Origin of the sequence: Acidianus brierleyi, assembly GCF_003201835.2 — an archaeon.
In the GTDB taxonomy this organism is placed as follows: domain Archaea; phylum Thermoproteota; class Thermoprotei_A; order Sulfolobales; family Sulfolobaceae; genus Aramenus; species Aramenus brierleyi.
In genome coordinates this window covers 2,372,931-2,389,939 of record NZ_CP029289.2, presented here as the reverse complement: position 1 = coordinate 2,389,939, position 17,009 = coordinate 2,372,931, and the positions used below count along the sequence as shown (strand labels likewise).

13 protein-coding genes and 2 CRISPR repeat arrays are annotated in these 17,009 nt (G+C 31.1%); of the genes, 4 read left to right on the top strand and 9 right to left on the bottom strand.

The annotated features are described in order from the left end of the window. Positions 1–120 precede the first annotated feature (120 nt). The 5 genes from cas2 to crn1 form a co-directional block, all read right to left on the bottom strand. The gene (gene cas2 / locus DFR85_RS28970) at positions 121–378 is read right to left on the bottom strand and encodes a CRISPR-associated endonuclease Cas2 (RefSeq protein ID WP_110271276.1); all 258 of its coding nucleotides are present in this window, start codon (positions 376–378) and stop codon (positions 121–123) included. A gap of 949 nt (positions 379–1,327) precedes the next feature. Then, a CRISPR array of direct repeats spans positions 1,328–3,171; the repeat unit is 30 nt; unit sequence ATTTGTAGAAATCCTTAGAGGACTTGAAAC. Positions 3,172–3,247: 76 nt separating this feature from the next. Then, a complete protein-coding gene (gene cas3, locus DFR85_RS28965; RefSeq protein WP_110271275.1) occupies positions 3,248–5,503 on the bottom strand; it encodes a CRISPR-associated helicase Cas3' in 2,256 nt (751 codons plus the stop codon). Between the two features lie 315 nt (positions 5,504–5,818). After that, entirely contained in the window at positions 5,819–6,151 is a 333-nt protein-coding gene (locus tag DFR85_RS28960; RefSeq protein WP_110271274.1) for a nucleotidyltransferase domain-containing protein, read from the bottom strand. A 158-nt stretch (positions 6,152–6,309) separates the two neighbouring features. Beyond that, on the bottom strand, positions 6,310–6,519 hold the full coding sequence (locus DFR85_RS31995; protein ID WP_246253081.1) for a HEPN domain-containing protein: 210 nt from the start codon (positions 6,517–6,519) through the stop codon (positions 6,310–6,312). Between the two features lie 369 nt (positions 6,520–6,888). Beyond that, positions 6,889–7,443 (bottom strand): CRISPR-associated ring nuclease Crn1, encoded by a 555-nt coding sequence (gene crn1 / locus DFR85_RS28950; protein WP_110271273.1) that lies wholly within the window; start codon positions 7,441–7,443, stop codon positions 6,889–6,891. A gap of 143 nt (positions 7,444–7,586) precedes the next feature. On the opposite strand from crn1, the gene DFR85_RS28945 reads away from it, so the two are divergent. Beyond that, a complete protein-coding gene (locus tag DFR85_RS28945) occupies positions 7,587–7,754 on the top strand; it encodes a hypothetical protein (protein WP_162582825.1) in 168 nt (55 codons plus the stop codon). A 702-nt stretch (positions 7,755–8,456) separates the two neighbouring features. Next, a CRISPR array of direct repeats spans positions 8,457–10,645; the repeat unit is 25 nt; unit sequence GTTTCATCCAAAAAGGAATTGAAAG. A gap of 40 nt (positions 10,646–10,685) precedes the next feature. Then, entirely contained in the window at positions 10,686–11,492 is an 807-nt protein-coding gene (locus DFR85_RS28940) for a CAP domain-containing protein (RefSeq protein WP_110271272.1), read from the top strand. Positions 11,493–11,557: 65 nt separating this feature from the next. On the opposite strand, the gene DFR85_RS28935 is transcribed toward DFR85_RS28940, so the two are convergent. The 3 genes from DFR85_RS28935 to DFR85_RS28925 are packed head-to-tail and all read right to left on the bottom strand — an operon-like array spanning position 11,558 to position 13,079. After that, positions 11,558–11,833, bottom strand: a complete 276-nt coding sequence (locus DFR85_RS28935) for a DsrE family protein (protein ID WP_110271271.1) — start codon at positions 11,831–11,833, stop codon at positions 11,558–11,560. A 30-nt stretch (positions 11,834–11,863) separates the two neighbouring features. Continuing rightward, positions 11,864–12,925, bottom strand: coding sequence for a hypothetical protein (locus tag DFR85_RS28930; RefSeq protein WP_110271270.1), 1,062 nt, complete (start codon positions 12,923–12,925; stop codon positions 11,864–11,866). Further along, complete coding sequence (locus DFR85_RS28925) at positions 12,915–13,079, bottom strand: hypothetical protein (protein ID WP_168367214.1); 165 nt, start codon at positions 13,077–13,079, stop codon at positions 12,915–12,917. The genes DFR85_RS28930 and DFR85_RS28925 overlap by 11 nt, the downstream gene beginning before the upstream one ends. Before the next feature lie 493 nt (positions 13,080–13,572). Between DFR85_RS28925 and DFR85_RS28920 the strand changes: the two genes are divergently transcribed. Together DFR85_RS28920 and DFR85_RS28915 are read left to right on the top strand one after the other, a co-directional pair. Further along, entirely contained in the window at positions 13,573–14,697 is a 1,125-nt protein-coding gene (locus DFR85_RS28920) for an MFS transporter (RefSeq protein WP_168367213.1), read from the top strand. A gap of 211 nt (positions 14,698–14,908) precedes the next feature. Further along, complete coding sequence (locus tag DFR85_RS28915; RefSeq protein WP_110271269.1) at positions 14,909–16,150, top strand: HD domain-containing protein; 1,242 nt, start codon at positions 14,909–14,911, stop codon at positions 16,148–16,150. On the opposite strand, the gene DFR85_RS28910 is transcribed toward DFR85_RS28915, so the two are convergent. After that, positions 16,140–16,481: a hypothetical protein gene (locus tag DFR85_RS28910; RefSeq protein ID WP_110271268.1), complete on the bottom strand. Its 342-nt coding sequence runs from the start codon at positions 16,479–16,481 to the stop codon at positions 16,140–16,142. The genes DFR85_RS28915 and DFR85_RS28910 overlap by 11 nt on opposite strands. Positions 16,482–17,009: the final 528 nt, after the last annotated feature.

The window sequence follows — 17,009 nt, the reverse complement described above, 5'->3', positions numbered from 1 at the left end:
TGATGTTGAATCCAGAAAATCTTATTGGCCTTACATCTGAGAAAGAATATAACAAAGTACTTAACTATAAATTAACTAATTTCTACAATAGTATATTGATCAATATTATATATATTCTGTCTATAGTATATTATTATCGCTAATTTTTTTGCCCATTATCTCTTTATTTACCATGAACTTTCCTTCCAATTTAAATATTATCACAGAGTCGTTCTCCTTCATTATCTTCTTTAACTCGTTTTTTAATAAATATAAATTGCCTTCAGTAAGTTCTCCCTCAAAAACCGATCTCTGTATCCATGTTAGATATTTTCTGCAAATATTAAGTGCTTTCACGACCCTCTTCTCATCAAAATCGTAAACAAGAATAACATACATAATAATCTGCCTATTATAAAATTTTGAAAATAATATTTTAAAAGTGGACTGTAAAGTTGTAGAGTCAGAATTCAATATTTTCTAAGATTTTAAGGAAAAAATTTTGTCCTAACATGTAGAAAATTTTGAATAGCTTAGATATGTCGTTTTCCTTAAAACTATAAGTAAACTTTCTACGAAAATCCCTACGATATTACGGGATGTGAAAAATAATTTAATATAATGGAAGAGAAATTAAATAATTTGCCATAAAGTCTAAAATATCTTCGCTTAGAATGGATAAACTTTATTTTATTACATGATAGAATGAAAATAATTAAGTATGAGAAATTTCCGTAAAACTGCTTGGAATATATCTTTCTAAAGATCTATTTTGGCTATATCTATCGTAGATGACAATAATTCTAAATCTTTTTGTCGTAAAAAGCGAATTTTTCAGTAGATTCCTAATTTGTTTTTAATTTATAATATTCTCTTTAAGTAACAATAATGGCAAAGTCTTTCATCTTCATTTAAGTTTTCCCCATCGCGTATTAGATGGCTTGAACTAGTATTGAAAAGTGTTAGCTTAACTTGGGATTATGAGAACGTTCCACGATTAGGAAAAAGTCCTTAAATCGTTAAACGGTAGTACTTCTAGGAAATTTTTATATCATTTTTCATTCCGCTTAATGATAAGAACTTTAATTAATAATACATAAACATTATAGCCTTTTATTGACATAAGAAGATGATCAGTATTATATATTATTTCTCTATTTTTATTTTTATTCATTTTATCTGGTAGGATATGAAATCGGCTGTCTAAGGGAAAGGAAAAATATTCATACTAAAACATATTTAATTTACGTAAAAAATCATCGGCAATCTAAGAGAAATATAAGGAAAACAAAAACTGCCGAAAATTAACAAAGCTTATAAGGACAAAAAATAATGAAAAATAAGACCCATTTGTAGAAATCCTTAGAGGACTTGAAACATCTGTCATCTTGCGTAATTTGTGCAAAAAATGAGAAATTTGTAGAAATCCTTAGAGGACTTGAAACTTTCTGACACCGCTATATGCATCTCTTAATCCATTTCTATTTGTAGAAATCCTTAGAGGACTTGAAACTAGAAGATCTTGAAACAAGATCAATTTTAGTGAAAGCGAATGGATTTGTAGAAATCCTTAGAGGACTTGAAACCTACCGCGTTGATGGAAACAGTATTAACAAATCTGTATTTGTAGAAATCCTTAGAGGACTTGAAACCAGGTATCGACGTGATAGAAAATGAAGACTGCATTTATTTGTAGAAATCCTTAGAGGACTTGAAACTCCAAGTACTTCTTGCATTTGGAAAACGCGGTCTTAAATTTGTAGAAATCCTTAGAGGACTTGAAACCGAAAATATAGCTCATGTACCAAACTGGAAATAATAGGATTTGTAGAAATCCTTAGAGGACTTGAAACCATAAACTTCTCCTTCTTGTTTTGCTTTTTCCATTAATATTTGTAGAAATCCTTAGAGGACTTGAAACATGCTCAAAAATTGGCTAGGAAAGTTTATGGTGTTGATTTGTAGAAATCCTTAGAGGACTTGAAACTCTATACCAAACTAATTAGAAAAAAATACTAGTATTATATTTGTAGAAATCCTTAGAGGACTTGAAACACGCGTTAACGCCTACCTGGACGAGGCACGTAATCGTATTTGTAGAAATCCTTAGAGGACTTGAAACATCTTATTGTCTCGCTCTGGTCGCTCTCTATGACTCCATTTGTAGAAATCCTTAGAGGACTTGAAACTCAACCCTGCCTGGTATTGTACGATATCCCGCATATTTGTAGAAATCCTTAGAGGACTTGAAACTTTCCTTTTTTGGATAACAGTTTATGCCTACACACAATTTGTAGAAATCCTTAGAGGACTTGAAACTACACTTCAGTGTAATACTCCAAAAACCAGTAAGGCGGATTTGTAGAAATCCTTAGAGGACTTGAAACGAACATTCAAATAGTTTCTTTTACTCACCGTGTTTCATTTGTAGAAATCCTTAGAGGACTTGAAACCTGTTCTCAGTTTTAGAAGACGCGTCTTACTGGATTTTATTTGTAGAAATCCTTAGAGGACTTGAAACTCCGTCTAAAGGAGGAAAAGCATAATAATTATAAGAATTTGTAGAAATCCTTAGAGGACTTGAAACATTCCTGTCTTAATTGGATAAAGGGCATTACTAAGGGATTTGTAGAAATCCTTAGAGGACTTGAAACTTTAAAAAGAAAAGTTCCATATCTTCACATTCTCGGATTTGTAGAAATCCTTAGAGGACTTGAAACACAAGAAATAATTTTGAAAAGCAACAAAAAACATTATTTGTAGAAATCCTTAGAGGACTTGAAACAAATTGTATGATTCTAAAAGTTCTGAAAATATTATAATTTGTAGAAATCCTTAGAGGACTTGAAACTAATTCAAGTGTCGGGCTACATAACGCTACAAAGCGGTATTTGTAGAAATCCTTAGAGGACTTGAAACATTTGATGTGGAATGGAATAACGTGGTCTACTTCATTTCATTTGTAGAAATCCTTAGAGGACTTGAAACTTTTTTCTGCATATTTTTTATCACTTTTGTAATATTATTTGTAGAAATCCTTAGAGGACTTGAAACCAACAGAGAACGTCAAACTAGAAAGTGACTAGTGAAAATTTGTAGAAATCCTTAGAGGACTTGAAACTTGACCCTACTAAGAAGGATAGCATAGGAATTCCTATACCCATTTGTAGAAATCCTTAGAGGACTTGAAACTATAGTGATAGTATGAATACAGCAGCAGCTATTAATATTTTGTAGTAACCCATATTATTGTAAATATATTTTGTAGTTACCATATTAGCGCATTTGTATTATTGTTTTTAAATCCTGTATTATTATCATAATACTCGTCTACTTGATCTCTTTCCACAATGTACCATTCTAAGTTTTCGTCAATAGGTAATGTTGATGGTTGTTCCCATACTTTTACTATATAATTTTCAGCTTTAGCCATAGCCTTCTTTACTTTAGCTCTTTTGTCAAATCCCTGTGATTTTAAAGCGGCTTTAAGTTCTTCGTATACTTTTTCTGCTTCATCGTCATATTTTATGAAAACAATATATTTAGGTTCTTCTTGTATTAACTTTAATTTTACTTTGTCGAACTCCAATCGAGTTACATTAGTTAAGATTACGTTTCTCTTCTTAGAGTTTTCTGGTTTAAACCTCTGCCTTAATACACTGTAATAAGAATTTAACAGTGAGTCTACATCATTTTCATTAAATTCTTTTTTACCAAAATTTCGTAAAGTTTCTTCTGTTATCTCTTCAGTTAATTTACCGTAAATCTTTGCGAAGTCTGTTAATCCACCCTCTCTCTTTACACGCATTACAGTTAATAATCCTTGATCTCTTAGCCAATTTCTGTTGACTCTTCCAGCTGCTTGTATTATAGAATCTATTGGTCCTAAATCTCTATAAGCTTCAGTGAAGTCTAAGTCTACTCCTGCCTCTACAAGTTGGGTTGTAACTAACACTACGCCGCTTCCCATTTTCTTTGCTATATCCTTAACTCTCTTTAGCCTATGTTTAGGGATTACCCTGGTCGATAGGTAGTATATTTTTTTGTTTAATGATTGTTTGAGTGTATTGAAACCTATTTCAGCAGAACCTATAGTGTTAAATTCAATCATAACATCGTTTTGAGTATTTATATTTTCTACAAACTTTTCCGGTGTTACAATGTCATCAAGCATTACTTTTACTTTGTATCTATTTGGAGTAGCTGTTACTGGTCTTACACCTTGCCAGAACGGATTAGTAGCAGTCATGAAAAGGACGTTAGTATTGAGTTGTTTTACTGCTTCCTCCAATGATTCTTTCACAATATACAGTTCTTCAATTCCCATTGACTGTATTTCATCAAGAATTAAAAAAGAGTTAGCTAAGTTATGTAATCTCTTGAGGTAAGCATTTTTAGGAGAAAATAAAGTATCTACTAAAGCCTCAAATGTAGTTACTACTATTGGAGAATCCCAACTTTCTGCAGTAATCAATTTCTTTTCCATATCAGTGTACTCATTTTCATTTGATGGATATGTCAGATGATGGTATTTAAGAACGTCCTGTCCATAAACCTTTGAAAGTACGTCATAAGTTTGTTCAATTATATTTATAAAGGGTAAGGAATATATTAGCCTCTTCTTAGAATGTTTTAATCCTATAATGCTACCAGAGATTGTTTTACCACTACCAGTAGGCGAGTTTAGGAATAATATACTCTCTCTAGGAGAGTAATTTAAGGCAAAACTAAATAGCTGTGATCTCATTTGATATACTCTGCCTAACTTAGGCAATGTATTTGCATAGTCTATTAATTTATCTACAAGTGGTGAAGATACATGTAAATATTGAGTATTAGATGCACTATGTTTATCTGCGTCAATGAGACTAGAAAAGAGTAATAATCCTTCATAATACCACTTCCACGTATAATTCTTGTTTGATACTAGATTATTCAAGTAGTTCTCCACGTTAAATATAGATTTTCGGGCTTCTTTTAAGAGATTTAAGGAAGGTGTATTTAGAGTTAAATTTGTTCCTGTAAGCTCGGATTTAATAGTGTCCCATTTACTCTTCAATTCGTCTATTTGTTGGAAAAGACAACTATCACCTATTTCTATTTCTTCATTTTTCTTTTGTAAAGTGAGCTTAAGAGTACATAGTCCTTTTAATTCTCCGTGGTGAGATATCACGGCTATCATTGTTAGTAATGGATAAATTTGTTGGGAAATCTCGTCATTAAACTCGTCTTTGCGGTTTGAAATTAAGGTTCTGGCTTCATCGTAAGCAATAAGTGAAGAAACTAAAGCATGATCAGAACATTCTACTCTCTTCTTACCTCTAAGATGAATTTGAAAATTCTTCGTATATTTACCTATGTCGTGTAAGGAGCCCGCAATATACGCAAAGTCTGCAATATCTTTTCTACCGCTTTCAATAGCGTTCTGTTTAGCTAATTCGCCTACTTCTCTTAGATGATCTTTTAATTGCTTATCTGGATGAGAACAATATCTTTGCAAGTCGCTGATGCATAGATTTGACATAATATGAATATATAATCTCTTAATTTTAATATCTTTTACTTGAGGAAGAGATTAAACTATTCTTGGAAATCTATTTGAGTCCTTTGTAGATCTCTAAAATTTTCTTATAGAGAATGTATAACTTACTTTTAATCTTACGTTAGATTTAGAATTTTGTATCTCTCCTTTAACTTAAGATCTAAGAAAATTCAACTAATCTACACTAATGCTTTCAGAAAGTTTATAGCTTTTATAAGGACTTACCGTTAAATCCTAGTCTAAGAACTTCCCAGAAATGCTAGTCTACTAAAGCGCATTCCTCAATAGATATTTAGATTAAATGATTTCCACATATTTATCAACGAATTTATTTAAGAAGAAGTCTTCATCATCTTTAGTCAGTACTTGCAAATTTATATCAACAATTTCCTCGTCTACTATATTCAGTATTTCTAATGTTCTCCTTATTTTCTCTTTATCAGTAAGTCTTTCATCATAAAATACTTCTATATCTAAGTCACTACTTCCAGTAACTTTACCCTTAATGACTGAGCCAAATACTATTACCTTATCAACTTTTCCTAAATTTTCTGCTACTTCTTTCACTCTCTCAGCTATCTTGAACCAATTATTTTCAAAATATTTAATATATTCTAATCCCCACACCATTTATCATCCCATACGCTTTTTATTAATGGAAGAAGATATTTTTCTACAGTATCTAAACAGTCCAATGCAGTTTCTGCGTCTATACTAGCGAATATTGTCCCTCAAACCTATTCAGCTCTACTAAGTTTAAATCCTTTCTTTTCTCTTTTACAAAATTTTTAATTTTTCGGAATTAACTCGGCTAGCCCAGAAAGTAATTTTCTAATATTATGAGTCTGAGGGAAGGAGCATCCTAGAAAGATATAAGTTGATTTTATGAGAAGGTCAGCAGAAATTTGACAGTTTGTAGAAGAAACGTCATACAGTCCATCATTAAAGGATTCCTTCGAAATCTTTAGATAATTTAAAGATCTTTTGCATAAAATCACGGTGTTTTGATATGATGACACATGAAAAGCTAATTATTTTACACTAAAAATAATTTGGTTCAGCGTTACGATGTTTAAATTCAATAAGAAGAAATATACATGTGTATCACTTCCCCCAATAAAGTTTTCTCTCATATGATTAGTATGTCAAAGAATTCATTGTTTCTTTGAATTATAAATAAGAATTTTAAAAAAAAGATCTATAAAAACATCATTCTGTTTACTAATATAATTTGCCATTATATAGAATATTTTACTATTATCTAAAATATTTTAATTATAAATCTGAGAAACAATTACGATTGACAGAGAACCGATAAATTTCTTATTTTAAAAATAATCATAGATAAAATATATCTTGAAACACAATTAAATAAGCATAATAGTCTTAGCTTCGGGGGAGACTAATTTACATATTGATTCCTTTATTGTCTCACAGTCTCCTCTCCCTGCTCTATCTACTAGATCTTCCATAGTTTTTAACCCTCTTATAATCTCTGAGATCCTATTATATTCGTTTTGAGGAATAATTGTAGTTATTACGTGTGCTTTAACTTCCCTAGCAGCCAAAGCTGCAGCCACACTCATAGCTTTTCTTCCTCCTGTAAAATCAACGTAATCTCCTACATTTAACCTTGAGAAAATCTCTTTTCTAAATTTCTTAAAATCCTCAGAACTATTAATATCCTGCATTGTAAGAGGAATATCAGAAATTGTAACCTCTTCCCTTTTACAACACGAAAATATTGCCTTAATTAGCTTCCACGCAAACTCAACAGACTTATCAGATGTCCTTATAACATAGACTTCCTTAATATCTATGGGCTTAACGTCATCTCCTTCGTAATTGCCTTCTCTTAAATTCATATATGTTTCAAATATACCGCCAGGCGACGTGCCTAATGTAGAGACTAACTTTGCCATGAATAAAATAAAGGAAAACCACTTTTATATCTTACTTGTGAAGAGCTTTTCCTATTCCATTATCAGTTTTTCAAGATCAAAATATTTAATTGAAAGATTATAGTTACGAATAAATTTATTTTAAAAGGATAATTCTATTTTTTATGAGACTCCCTTTTATAGTGATAGAAACAATAGGATTTGTAATGCTAATATTAGGTTTTATAACAAAAGGGAATATTTCGATCATATTGGGGGTAGGAGGACTTTTCGTAATAATTGTCACTGCTATGTTTTTTACCAAAGATGAGATTAAAATTAATAGTACTTAGATTATTTTAGAATTTAGAATATTATTAATTATTAGATTATAATTAGCTAATAACTAACATGGTAATTTATAATTATCATTATATACTTTTTTAGGGAGAAGAATCATTTTATTTCTTGAAAGTAAATTTCCAAGATAAAACAGAAAGAAAAAATGAAAATAGAGAAAAAGTTGGTGAGAAAAAATTACTTTATGATGATCATTTTCAATAAATTTACAGACAATAGTCTATACAATTCTCATGAGAATGATGAGAGAAAAAAGAGAAAAAATGAAAAATAAGGGAATACCATAAAAAGATGATAGAAAAAGGGAAACAAAAGAGAAAAAATGTTCATTATCACCCTTATTTTCCTCCTTAAACTCTTGAAAAGATAAGAACATAACGAGAAGAATTAAACATTAATCTGTCATGTTGAAAAAAGAAGGATCACAATTTTGTAATACTATCATTACTAGGTAGGAGGTGAACATGAAGATTAAAAACGTAAAAGTTCGAGCTACAATGCGTACAAGACGAAATCAGACGTGTAGATTGAACGTTTAAAAGGCTGTCTATTCATTCAATTTCACGAGCGGACCATGCGAACAGAACGACGTCAGATCATTACAACGAATTAGTTCGCATGAAGAAGAAAGGAGATAAAGGAAAAGTTTATAAGTCTATTGTTCAGAATATATAAATCAGAATATAAATCCATCAGTTTCATCCAAAAAGGAATTGAAAGTTTTCTACTATCGTGTCACCAACGTCGGGTAATTCCGTATGTGTTTCATCCAAAAAGGAATTGAAAGAGCTTTACCGAGCCCGAACCCTTTAATCTTTACTACGGTTTCATCCAAAAAGGAATTGAAAGTTATTGAAAATAAAGATAAAATAATATCTATTTTACAAAATGTTTCATCCAAAAAGGAATTGAAAGAATTATTTAGAAGAATTGGATTTTGATTATGTTGTAGTGTTTCATCCAAAAAGGAATTGAAAGTAAAAAACTGCTTAATACCAAACTAGAAATTAAATTTGCACTGTTTCATCCAAAAAGGAATTGAAAGGGGACAAGCAAAACTTGAGAATTCGATAAAATTAGCTCAAAGTTTCATCCAAAAAGGAATTGAAAGTATTGAGATTTTGTTATTATGAATTGTAATATAAAAGATATGTTTCATCCAAAAAGGAATTGAAAGTTTTCTACTATCGTGTCACCAACGTCGGGTAATTCCGTATGTGTTTCATCCAAAAAGGAATTGAAAGAGCTTTACCGAGCCCGAACCCTTTAATCTTTACTACGGTTTCATCCAAAAAGGAATTGAAAGTTATTGAAAATAAAGATAAAATAATATCTATTTTACAAAATGTTTCATCCAAAAAGGAATTGAAAGAATTATTTAGAAGAATTGGATTTTGATTATGTTGTAGTGTTTCATCCAAAAAGGAATTGAAAGTAAAAAACTGCTTAATACCAAACTAGAAATTAAATTTGCACTGTTTCATCCAAAAAGGAATTGAAAGGGGACAAGCAAAACTTGAGAATTCGATAAAATTAGCTCAAAGTTTCATCCAAAAAGGAATTGAAAGTATTGAGATTTTGTTATTATGAATTGTAATATAAAAGATATGTTTCATCCAAAAAGGAATTGAAAGTTTTCTACTATCGTGTCACCAACGTCGGGTAATTCCGTATGTGTTTCATCCAAAAAGGAATTGAAAGAGCTTTACCGAGCCCGAACCCTTTAATCTTTACTACGGTTTCATCCAAAAAGGAATTGAAAGTTATTGAAAATAAAGATAAAATAATATCTATTTTACAAAATGTTTCATCCAAAAAGGAATTGAAAGAATTATTTAGAAGAATTGGATTTTGATTATGTTGTAGTGTTTCATCCAAAAAGGAATTGAAAGTAAAAAACTGCTTAATACCAAACTAGAAATTAAATTTGCACTGTTTCATCCAAAAAGGAATTGAAAGGGGACAAGCAAAACTTGAGAATTCGATAAAATTAGCTCAAAGTTTCATCCAAAAAGGAATTGAAAGTATTGAGATTTTGTTATTATGAATTGTAATATAAAAGATATGTTTCATCCAAAAAGGAATTGAAAGTTTAATTTCTCCCTGAACTTCGCTTTATCTTCATCGGTCAAGTTTCATCCAAAAAGGAATTGAAAGTGATTTAGCCCGAGATCTAAGCATCTACGCGGATTATTATTGTTTCATCCAAAAAGGAATTGAAAGTATTTATTACATTATAACAACTGATGGAGAAATATAGTTTGTTTCATCCAAAAAGGAATTGAAAGAGAAATTGCGCCTGTGATTGCTCCTTCTATCCACCCAAGAGGTGAGTTTCATCCAAAAAGGAATTGAAAGTAATTCATTTGAGTTTCTAACTGACGTATATAATGATACGGGTTTCATCCAAAAAGGAATTGAAAGATTAAATAATCATGAAATAAGCAAAGCAGACCTCAAAGGCCTAGTTTCATCCAAAAAGGAATTGAAAGGCTTTGACGGTCTACTATTCATCTTCTGGAATTTTATAATGTTTCATCCAAAAAGGAATTGAAAGAAGTTTAACGGGGAAAAATGGGTGTCAGAATACAAACGTTTCATCCAAAAAGGAATTGAAAGATTCGCGACTTGTAGGTGATACGACATGACCTTCCTAGCCTCGTTTCATCCAAAAAGGAATTGAAAGACTTTAAACATCATTGGTATGGGGGAGTAATATATCCCCCTGTTTCATCCAAAAAGGAATTGAAAGTATTGTCTTTCGTCGTATTTCCCTCCTGCATTTGCTAGTTCGTTTCATCCAAAAAGGAATTGAAAGTAGGGTACTCAATATTGCCATCAGTAAATAGAACATTTCATGTTTCATCCACGAAAGAATTGAAAGAAAAGTAATTTCTTAAGTGACTTTCATCAATATCTTTAGAATGTCGATTACAAGAAATTTGCTCGATTACCTTAATAAACTGAGGAAAGAAAATGGCGTTCCTCCAGTTAATTACGCCAATACTGGTACTGCTAACTTAAGAGTAAATTACATGCTTAAAGAAAACCTTTTTAGTCATTACGATAAAGAAGGAAAAATACCAATATATTATTTCACTTCTACTGGAAATTATTACGGAGCTGAAGAATCTATAGGATTTTCTCATTCAGATTCACTTTATTTTAAGGATGGTGTAGTAGCATTAAAGCAAGGGAAACAATTAATATACAACATGATATATCATGATGAGGACAGTGATTGGGGACATAGGGATTCTCTTTTGGATCCATGTTTTAATTATGCTGACATATCAATAGCATGGAACGAAAGGAATCTTTTTCTCGATATCATTATGGTATCAGCGTGGATAAAATGGATAAATAAACCAAATTTTTCGAACGGTATTTTTTCTATTAAAGGAGAAGTAAATGTAATGATTCCGCAAAATATTCTAATATTTCATGATGAACCTAATCCATCAAATATTTCAAGAAGGAACTATGATCTAGGAAAATTAGTAGCGGGCGTTTTGCCGAAAAATTATGTTTTTCAAGGAATATCCACAATACATGCAATAAAATGGGAGATGAATAAAATAATTGATGTAAAGTTTCCTCTGAAAGTAAATAAAGGAATCTATACTATCCTAATTAGAGCAAAGGATCCTAGAGGAATAAATTGGAGACCTAAAGTGCAAAATTCTCGATTAGGAATGTGTAATATACTAACATATTCAATAAAAGTATGAAAGTTATTACCAAAAAACCAAAAAATTATCATAATTTTACTTTTATATCTAATTTTGAATAAAAATTATAAAACTAAATATATGTATCCTTCTTGAATTCTCTTTATTATTTCTTTTAAACTAGCCGGAACGTAAACAACGCCTGGTGCTAGTTCTTCTTTTGTTATGTTTCTTGCTTCCATTGAAGTTCCGCAAGCTACTACTTTTACTTTCTCGTTCTTTAAAATAGGAGCTATTCTGTTTCTTTCAGTTACTGCTGCAATTCCTCCATTTAAATAAACTACTTCTACTAATTCTGCTTCAGGCATTTCAGAAAGGTGTGTTGCTGCAGTTATAGACATGGGTATCTTGTCTGTAACACGTTTACGTAACTATTCGTTATTTTTAATTACTTCTAATCCCTTTAATGCTATTAAGTAAGCAGAGGCTGTGTGTCTGTCGAATCCCTTCTCTCTCATTATCCTATCGTGATTCTCAGAATTTGTAGTACCCTTAGGATTAACTAGAATAACGTTGAAACCTAACCTAAGTGCTTTAATAACACCGTGAATTAACATTTGCCTCTTAGCGAAACGTGAAACCTTCCTATTACCGCTCTTGCTCCTAGTGAACTTCCTCCTCTTCACTAGAAACAAATCCTCAAAGATAACATAATCAACGCCAACCCTTGATAGGAAAATGAGAGCTTGTGAAAGAGCATTCAAACGCAAAGCCCTAGCTTTCCCTTTAGGAAAACCTGGCCTAGTAACATCTGAATACCAAAAAGTCTTAATGGCAATAACTTTACCATCCTTATTAATTACAACCACATTCAACCTATCACTGTTTAAATCAAAACCAGCAATCAAACCGTAACCTTTGGGTTTTGGTGAAGAGAAGTGCTTTAAGTACAACCAGAGTGGGATTTGGAGGTGGATCATGGGGTAATGCTTGAAACTTACTACAGCACCGTAACCCTCCTCCTTCCTTCGAGATAACTCCTCTAGCTCAGAAAGTAATGGTAAGTACTCCTTGCCGAAGTACGCCTTCCCGTGAACCCACTTACTCCATGGGTCTTTAACTCTAACTTCCACATGGTCTTGAAAAACGTGGAACTTAATCCCCCTATTACCATTATCAGCTTTATTCCCCCTACAAGCGATCCATCTCTTTTTAATCTCAACCTTACTCCCTTTATTCTCAACTAATGCTAAAGCCTGCTTATAAGCCGTTTCAGCGTAAAAGGCGTAAGGGATGATATTATACAACTCCTTAACAGCATCATTTAATGAAACTCCTTTTAAAGCTAAGTTGATCCCAGCCTTTACAGCCTTTGAGTAATAATAAGCAATCCTTGAGATTCTTTCAACGTCTTCAAACTCAACCCTACCATTTATAGTCACGAATTGGAAGTTATCAATTGCTTCCTTAGAGCCAATTAATTTACTCCTCATCATCTGGTAGGATGACAATTATAATCACCTCCCTATCCAGCAAACCCTTAATCTTCTCATGAATGCTCTTAGGAACGTATATTGCGTATTTCGGGTCACCGTACTTATCATGACCCATTGAGGAGATCTTTGAGTGAAATGTAACTTGAACCATATGTTATTAGTTACGGAAAGATTTATAAATATTTCCGTTAACATTAAATTGGAGGGTGCCACTATGAAGTCTATGAGCAGTTGCGAGGTGGAGGAAGGCACCCAATGAAACTCCCCATGTCCTCGAAGGGAGTGGTTTAACTACCGCTCCCGTAGACGGCATGGAGAGGGAGAAGGAGTGATGAGGCTAAGTGATTAATAGTCACGAAAAGTGACTATTAGTCACGATGAAAGCCGAACTCTTCCGAATCAACTGAGAGGACTATTTTCGTTCTTGTTCACTGGTTAATATAAACAGTTTTCCAATATATAAATATATTCTTATATTAATCTGATCAAGATATATTCTTATTAAAGTTCATATATTAAAGAAATAAGGAATTCTAAAAAAATCAGGGTTATATTTAACAAAATATTAACTATTAAAAATATTTCTAATAAAAGATGTCTTTTGGGATTAACATTAAATAGGTAACAAAATACCTAACTAAAGAATGAAAGAGATAAACAAACTGTCAATTATAGGCGGAGCAAGAGCGTTAAGTGGGTCAATAGTTTGGCCTTTTATAGGTTTTGCACTATACGATGTTTATCACTTTAGCTTTACATTTATATCAATATTTTACATTTTTCAGGGATTAGTAAGCATTTTTGCATACATTATGGGGGGATATTTTACAGATTTTATGGGACGAGTTAGGGTCATGATACTCTCTTCCATCCTTTCCTCCTTCTCACTATTTCTAGCTTTCTTAATTAACTACTCTTTAGTAGTAGCTGGACTTATTTTAATACAAACTTTCTTTAATTCTGCTTATAATGTTGCTAATACGTCCCTAGTAGGAGATCTTAACAGAGGCTTTGGCGGACTAGTTAGAGCGTTCAGTAGGATTAGAGTAGGAATTAACGCTGGATGGGCTGCGGGTCCAGTTATTGGAGGATTCATTTTTTCTTTTATAGGTTTTAGACCTATTCTCTTAATTTCTTCTTTAATATCATTGATTTCTATACCTTTGCTTCTTCATTTTCCAGATTTTAAGGGAAAAATAGAAGTATCATTTCACGCTGATAAAAACTTCATAAAGTTCCTTATTCCTACGTTCCTTACTTTCATGGTTATGGGGCAATTAGGGTTTTCTCTACTTACATTCTATGACGTAGTTGATAAAATTAATACTTTTCAAGTGGGCTTACTTTTTATGATAAATGGTATTTTAATTGTAATTTTACAAGAATTTATAGGAAGAAAATTAACGTCAAAAATGATATCCTTAGGAATGATAATTTATTCTGCATCATATTTTGCCGTAGCTTTTGTATCAAATTTCGTGTTGGCTTCTATAGATATGGTGTTTATAACTTTGGCAGAAATGATAGTTTCCCCATTATCTCAAGCAATTGCGTCATCTCTCTCGGAAAACAATACTAGGGGAAGGTCTATGGGAATTTACGGCATGGTAACGGCTTTAGGAAGAGTTTCTGGATCTTCTTTCTCGGGATACTTAATGAACTTCTTCTTATTTACTCCTACAATACTTTGGGGTAGCGTCGCATTACTAGGAATAATATCTGCAATACTTTACCTTTTCCTTACGCCCTTCAAGATAATAAAATATTGAATTGTTCCTTATCATGGATAATCACAGCTAAGACGCAATAAGAAAATTAAATTGTATTTGTAAATGAGATAAATTTTGAAAATAAATTAGATGTATTATTTGTATACTTATGAGTAGGACAATAATTTTAATCTAGTCAAACTAACAAAAATATCATCAATAAAGCATAGTATATGAAAAAATATATACTAATCTAATTTTATATTGAATCATGGTTAAATATATTAGGGATCCTATTTATGGCATAATAGAAATAGATGAGAATTATATTAATTCACCGTATTTTCAAAGATTGAGATATATAATACAGAACGGTATGGCATACCTAGTTTTTCCATCTATGAGACATAGTAGGTTTGAGCATAGCTTAGGAACGAGATATATAGCTTCAAAGTTGTTAAATAAGATATTAAATAACATTACACAAGATGATAAGAGTAAAATTCTAGAACTTGCAATGTATCATGATATAGGACATTTTCCGTTCTCTCATACTTTCGAATTTGCAACTGAAATACTTAAATATTTAAATAAAAATAAATACGATCAATTAATAAGATTAACAGGATTTATCAAGGGTTTAGCTAAGTTACACGAAATGATGGGGATAAGAGTTTTGAAAGAAATGAATAAAAACGATATAGCGGATCTAATGAGTAAGGTATATAATATAGAGCCTAGCAATAACTCGGAAGTAGTTAAGATTGCTAAACTTATAATCAATTCCGAACTTGATGCTGATAGACTGGATTATTTGCAAAGGGATTCTTACTATTCTGGTGCTAAATTTGGAATCATAGATCCTGAGAGAATAATTAACGAAATGAGAATATGCGCTAATGGTTACATATTCCCGCCTAAAGCAATTGATGATTTGGAACACTTCTTCTTAGCAAGGTTTCATATGTATAGTTCGGTATATAATCACGTAGTAATAGAGATCTTTAATAGAATAATGGCATATTTTATTGCTTATGCAATATCCAATGATGATATCAATATACCGACAAACGTTCAAGAATTTATTGACTTTACAGACGATAAGATAATTAGTATCTTAAGGGTAAAGAAGAATGACTACGAGCCGTTATATAATGCTATAATTAATAGACGACGCTACTTAAGATCTACGTTAGAAGGTAAGACTGCAGAACAGCTTATACAGTTATTAGACCAAGAGAAAGTAGCTAAAGATTTTTTCAATGACATTATTTTTCCGTACGAAGGAAAGATAATAATCGGCAAGACGGAAATAGAAACTAAGAGAAGTGATATATATATAGAGAGAACTATAGGCTCTTATCAAAATAATACAGAATTTGAGAGGGAAGATATTGTTAAACTTCCAGATAGATATAGAATACATATTGCAGTTTATGACGAATCTCTAAAAAAGGAAGTGTCTAGGTATTTCAGTAAAAATTTTAATATAGGCTTAACCTTTAAATCTTAATACCTAGATCCGTGAGTAATCTTTTCTCATCTTCATTAAATACTACATTTTTGTTAGAATAAAACTTCCATAATTTCATGCTTGTATTTTTTATTATATCATCTTTGTATGAAGAGAAAATTTTTATCCACTTTTCGCAGTTACCTTTTATATCCTCTAGTTTTTCTGCATACATTATACCATTAGTGTCAGGCTTAAATACGTCCAGTTCATCATCATTGGCTGAAGCAATTAAAAATGCCATAGAGTCTATGGTTACTCTATCATAACTGAAGAAATCTCTTAAGCAGTTAATATAGGAAGAAGCTTTCCATTTACCTAAAGATATCATATATTTTCTTTTGACGTGTAATATCATATATAATCGAATATTAAAAATGTAAATAGAGGGAGAGTTCCGCGAAAGTGAAAATAATATTGATTTCTTAAATGTAAGATTAGGCAAAAGCTTAATATTCTATAGAATTTTCTTATATATAGTAAAATATTAAAAATATTTAGATTAATTATAGTATCTTATAGACATTCAAGGTTTCATTTAGAATTGAAATAATCTGCTCTAAGAAAAACATTCATTTTAATCATTATATTTAGATATTCATAAGTGTGCCAATGTTATAACATTTTATATCAAATTATTTAAATAAACTGAAATATTAAAGTAAACAGTAATCTTTCCTGTACTGCAATCTCGAATATAATTCGTTTTATACTTTTTCTATTCAAATTGCTAAATGAATCTTCTTTATTATCTTGATTATAAAATAAATTATTATGTTCCCTGTATATCATTATGACACTTTTTAATAAAATACTATTAAATCTTTTCTAAACCATATAATAGTATATAAAAATATAT

Coding starts and splice junctions, on each gene's coding strand:
- DFR85_RS28920 (WP_168367213.1), top strand. CDS start 13,573: ATGAAAGAGATAAACAAACTGTCAATTATAGGCGGAGCAAGAGCGTTA.
- DFR85_RS28945 (WP_162582825.1), top strand. CDS start 7,587: ATGAGACTCCCTTTTATAGTGATAGAAACAATAGGATTTGTAATGCTA.
- DFR85_RS28930 (WP_110271270.1), bottom strand. CDS start 12,925: ATGAGGAGTAAATTAATTGGCTCTAAGGAAGCAATTGATAACTTCCAA.
- crn1 (WP_110271273.1), bottom strand. CDS start 7,443: ATGGCAAAGTTAGTCTCTACATTAGGCACGTCGCCTGGCGGTATATTT.
- DFR85_RS28960 (WP_110271274.1), bottom strand. CDS start 6,151: ATGGTGTGGGGATTAGAATATATTAAATATTTTGAAAATAATTGGTTC.
- cas3 (WP_110271275.1), bottom strand. CDS start 5,503: ATGTCAAATCTATGCATCAGCGACTTGCAAAGATATTGTTCTCATCCA.
- DFR85_RS28925 (WP_168367214.1), bottom strand. CDS start 13,079: ATGGTTCAAGTTACATTTCACTCAAAGATCTCCTCAATGGGTCATGAT.
- DFR85_RS28915 (WP_110271269.1), top strand. CDS start 14,909: ATGGTTAAATATATTAGGGATCCTATTTATGGCATAATAGAAATAGAT.
- DFR85_RS28940 (WP_110271272.1), top strand. CDS start 10,686: ATGTCGATTACAAGAAATTTGCTCGATTACCTTAATAAACTGAGGAAA.
- DFR85_RS28910 (WP_110271268.1), bottom strand. CDS start 16,481: ATGATATCTTTAGGTAAATGGAAAGCTTCTTCCTATATTAACTGCTTA.
- DFR85_RS28935 (WP_110271271.1), bottom strand. CDS start 11,833: ATGTCTATAACTGCAGCAACACACCTTTCTGAAATGCCTGAAGCAGAA.
- cas2 (WP_110271276.1), bottom strand. CDS start 378: ATGTATGTTATTCTTGTTTACGATTTTGATGAGAAGAGGGTCGTGAAA.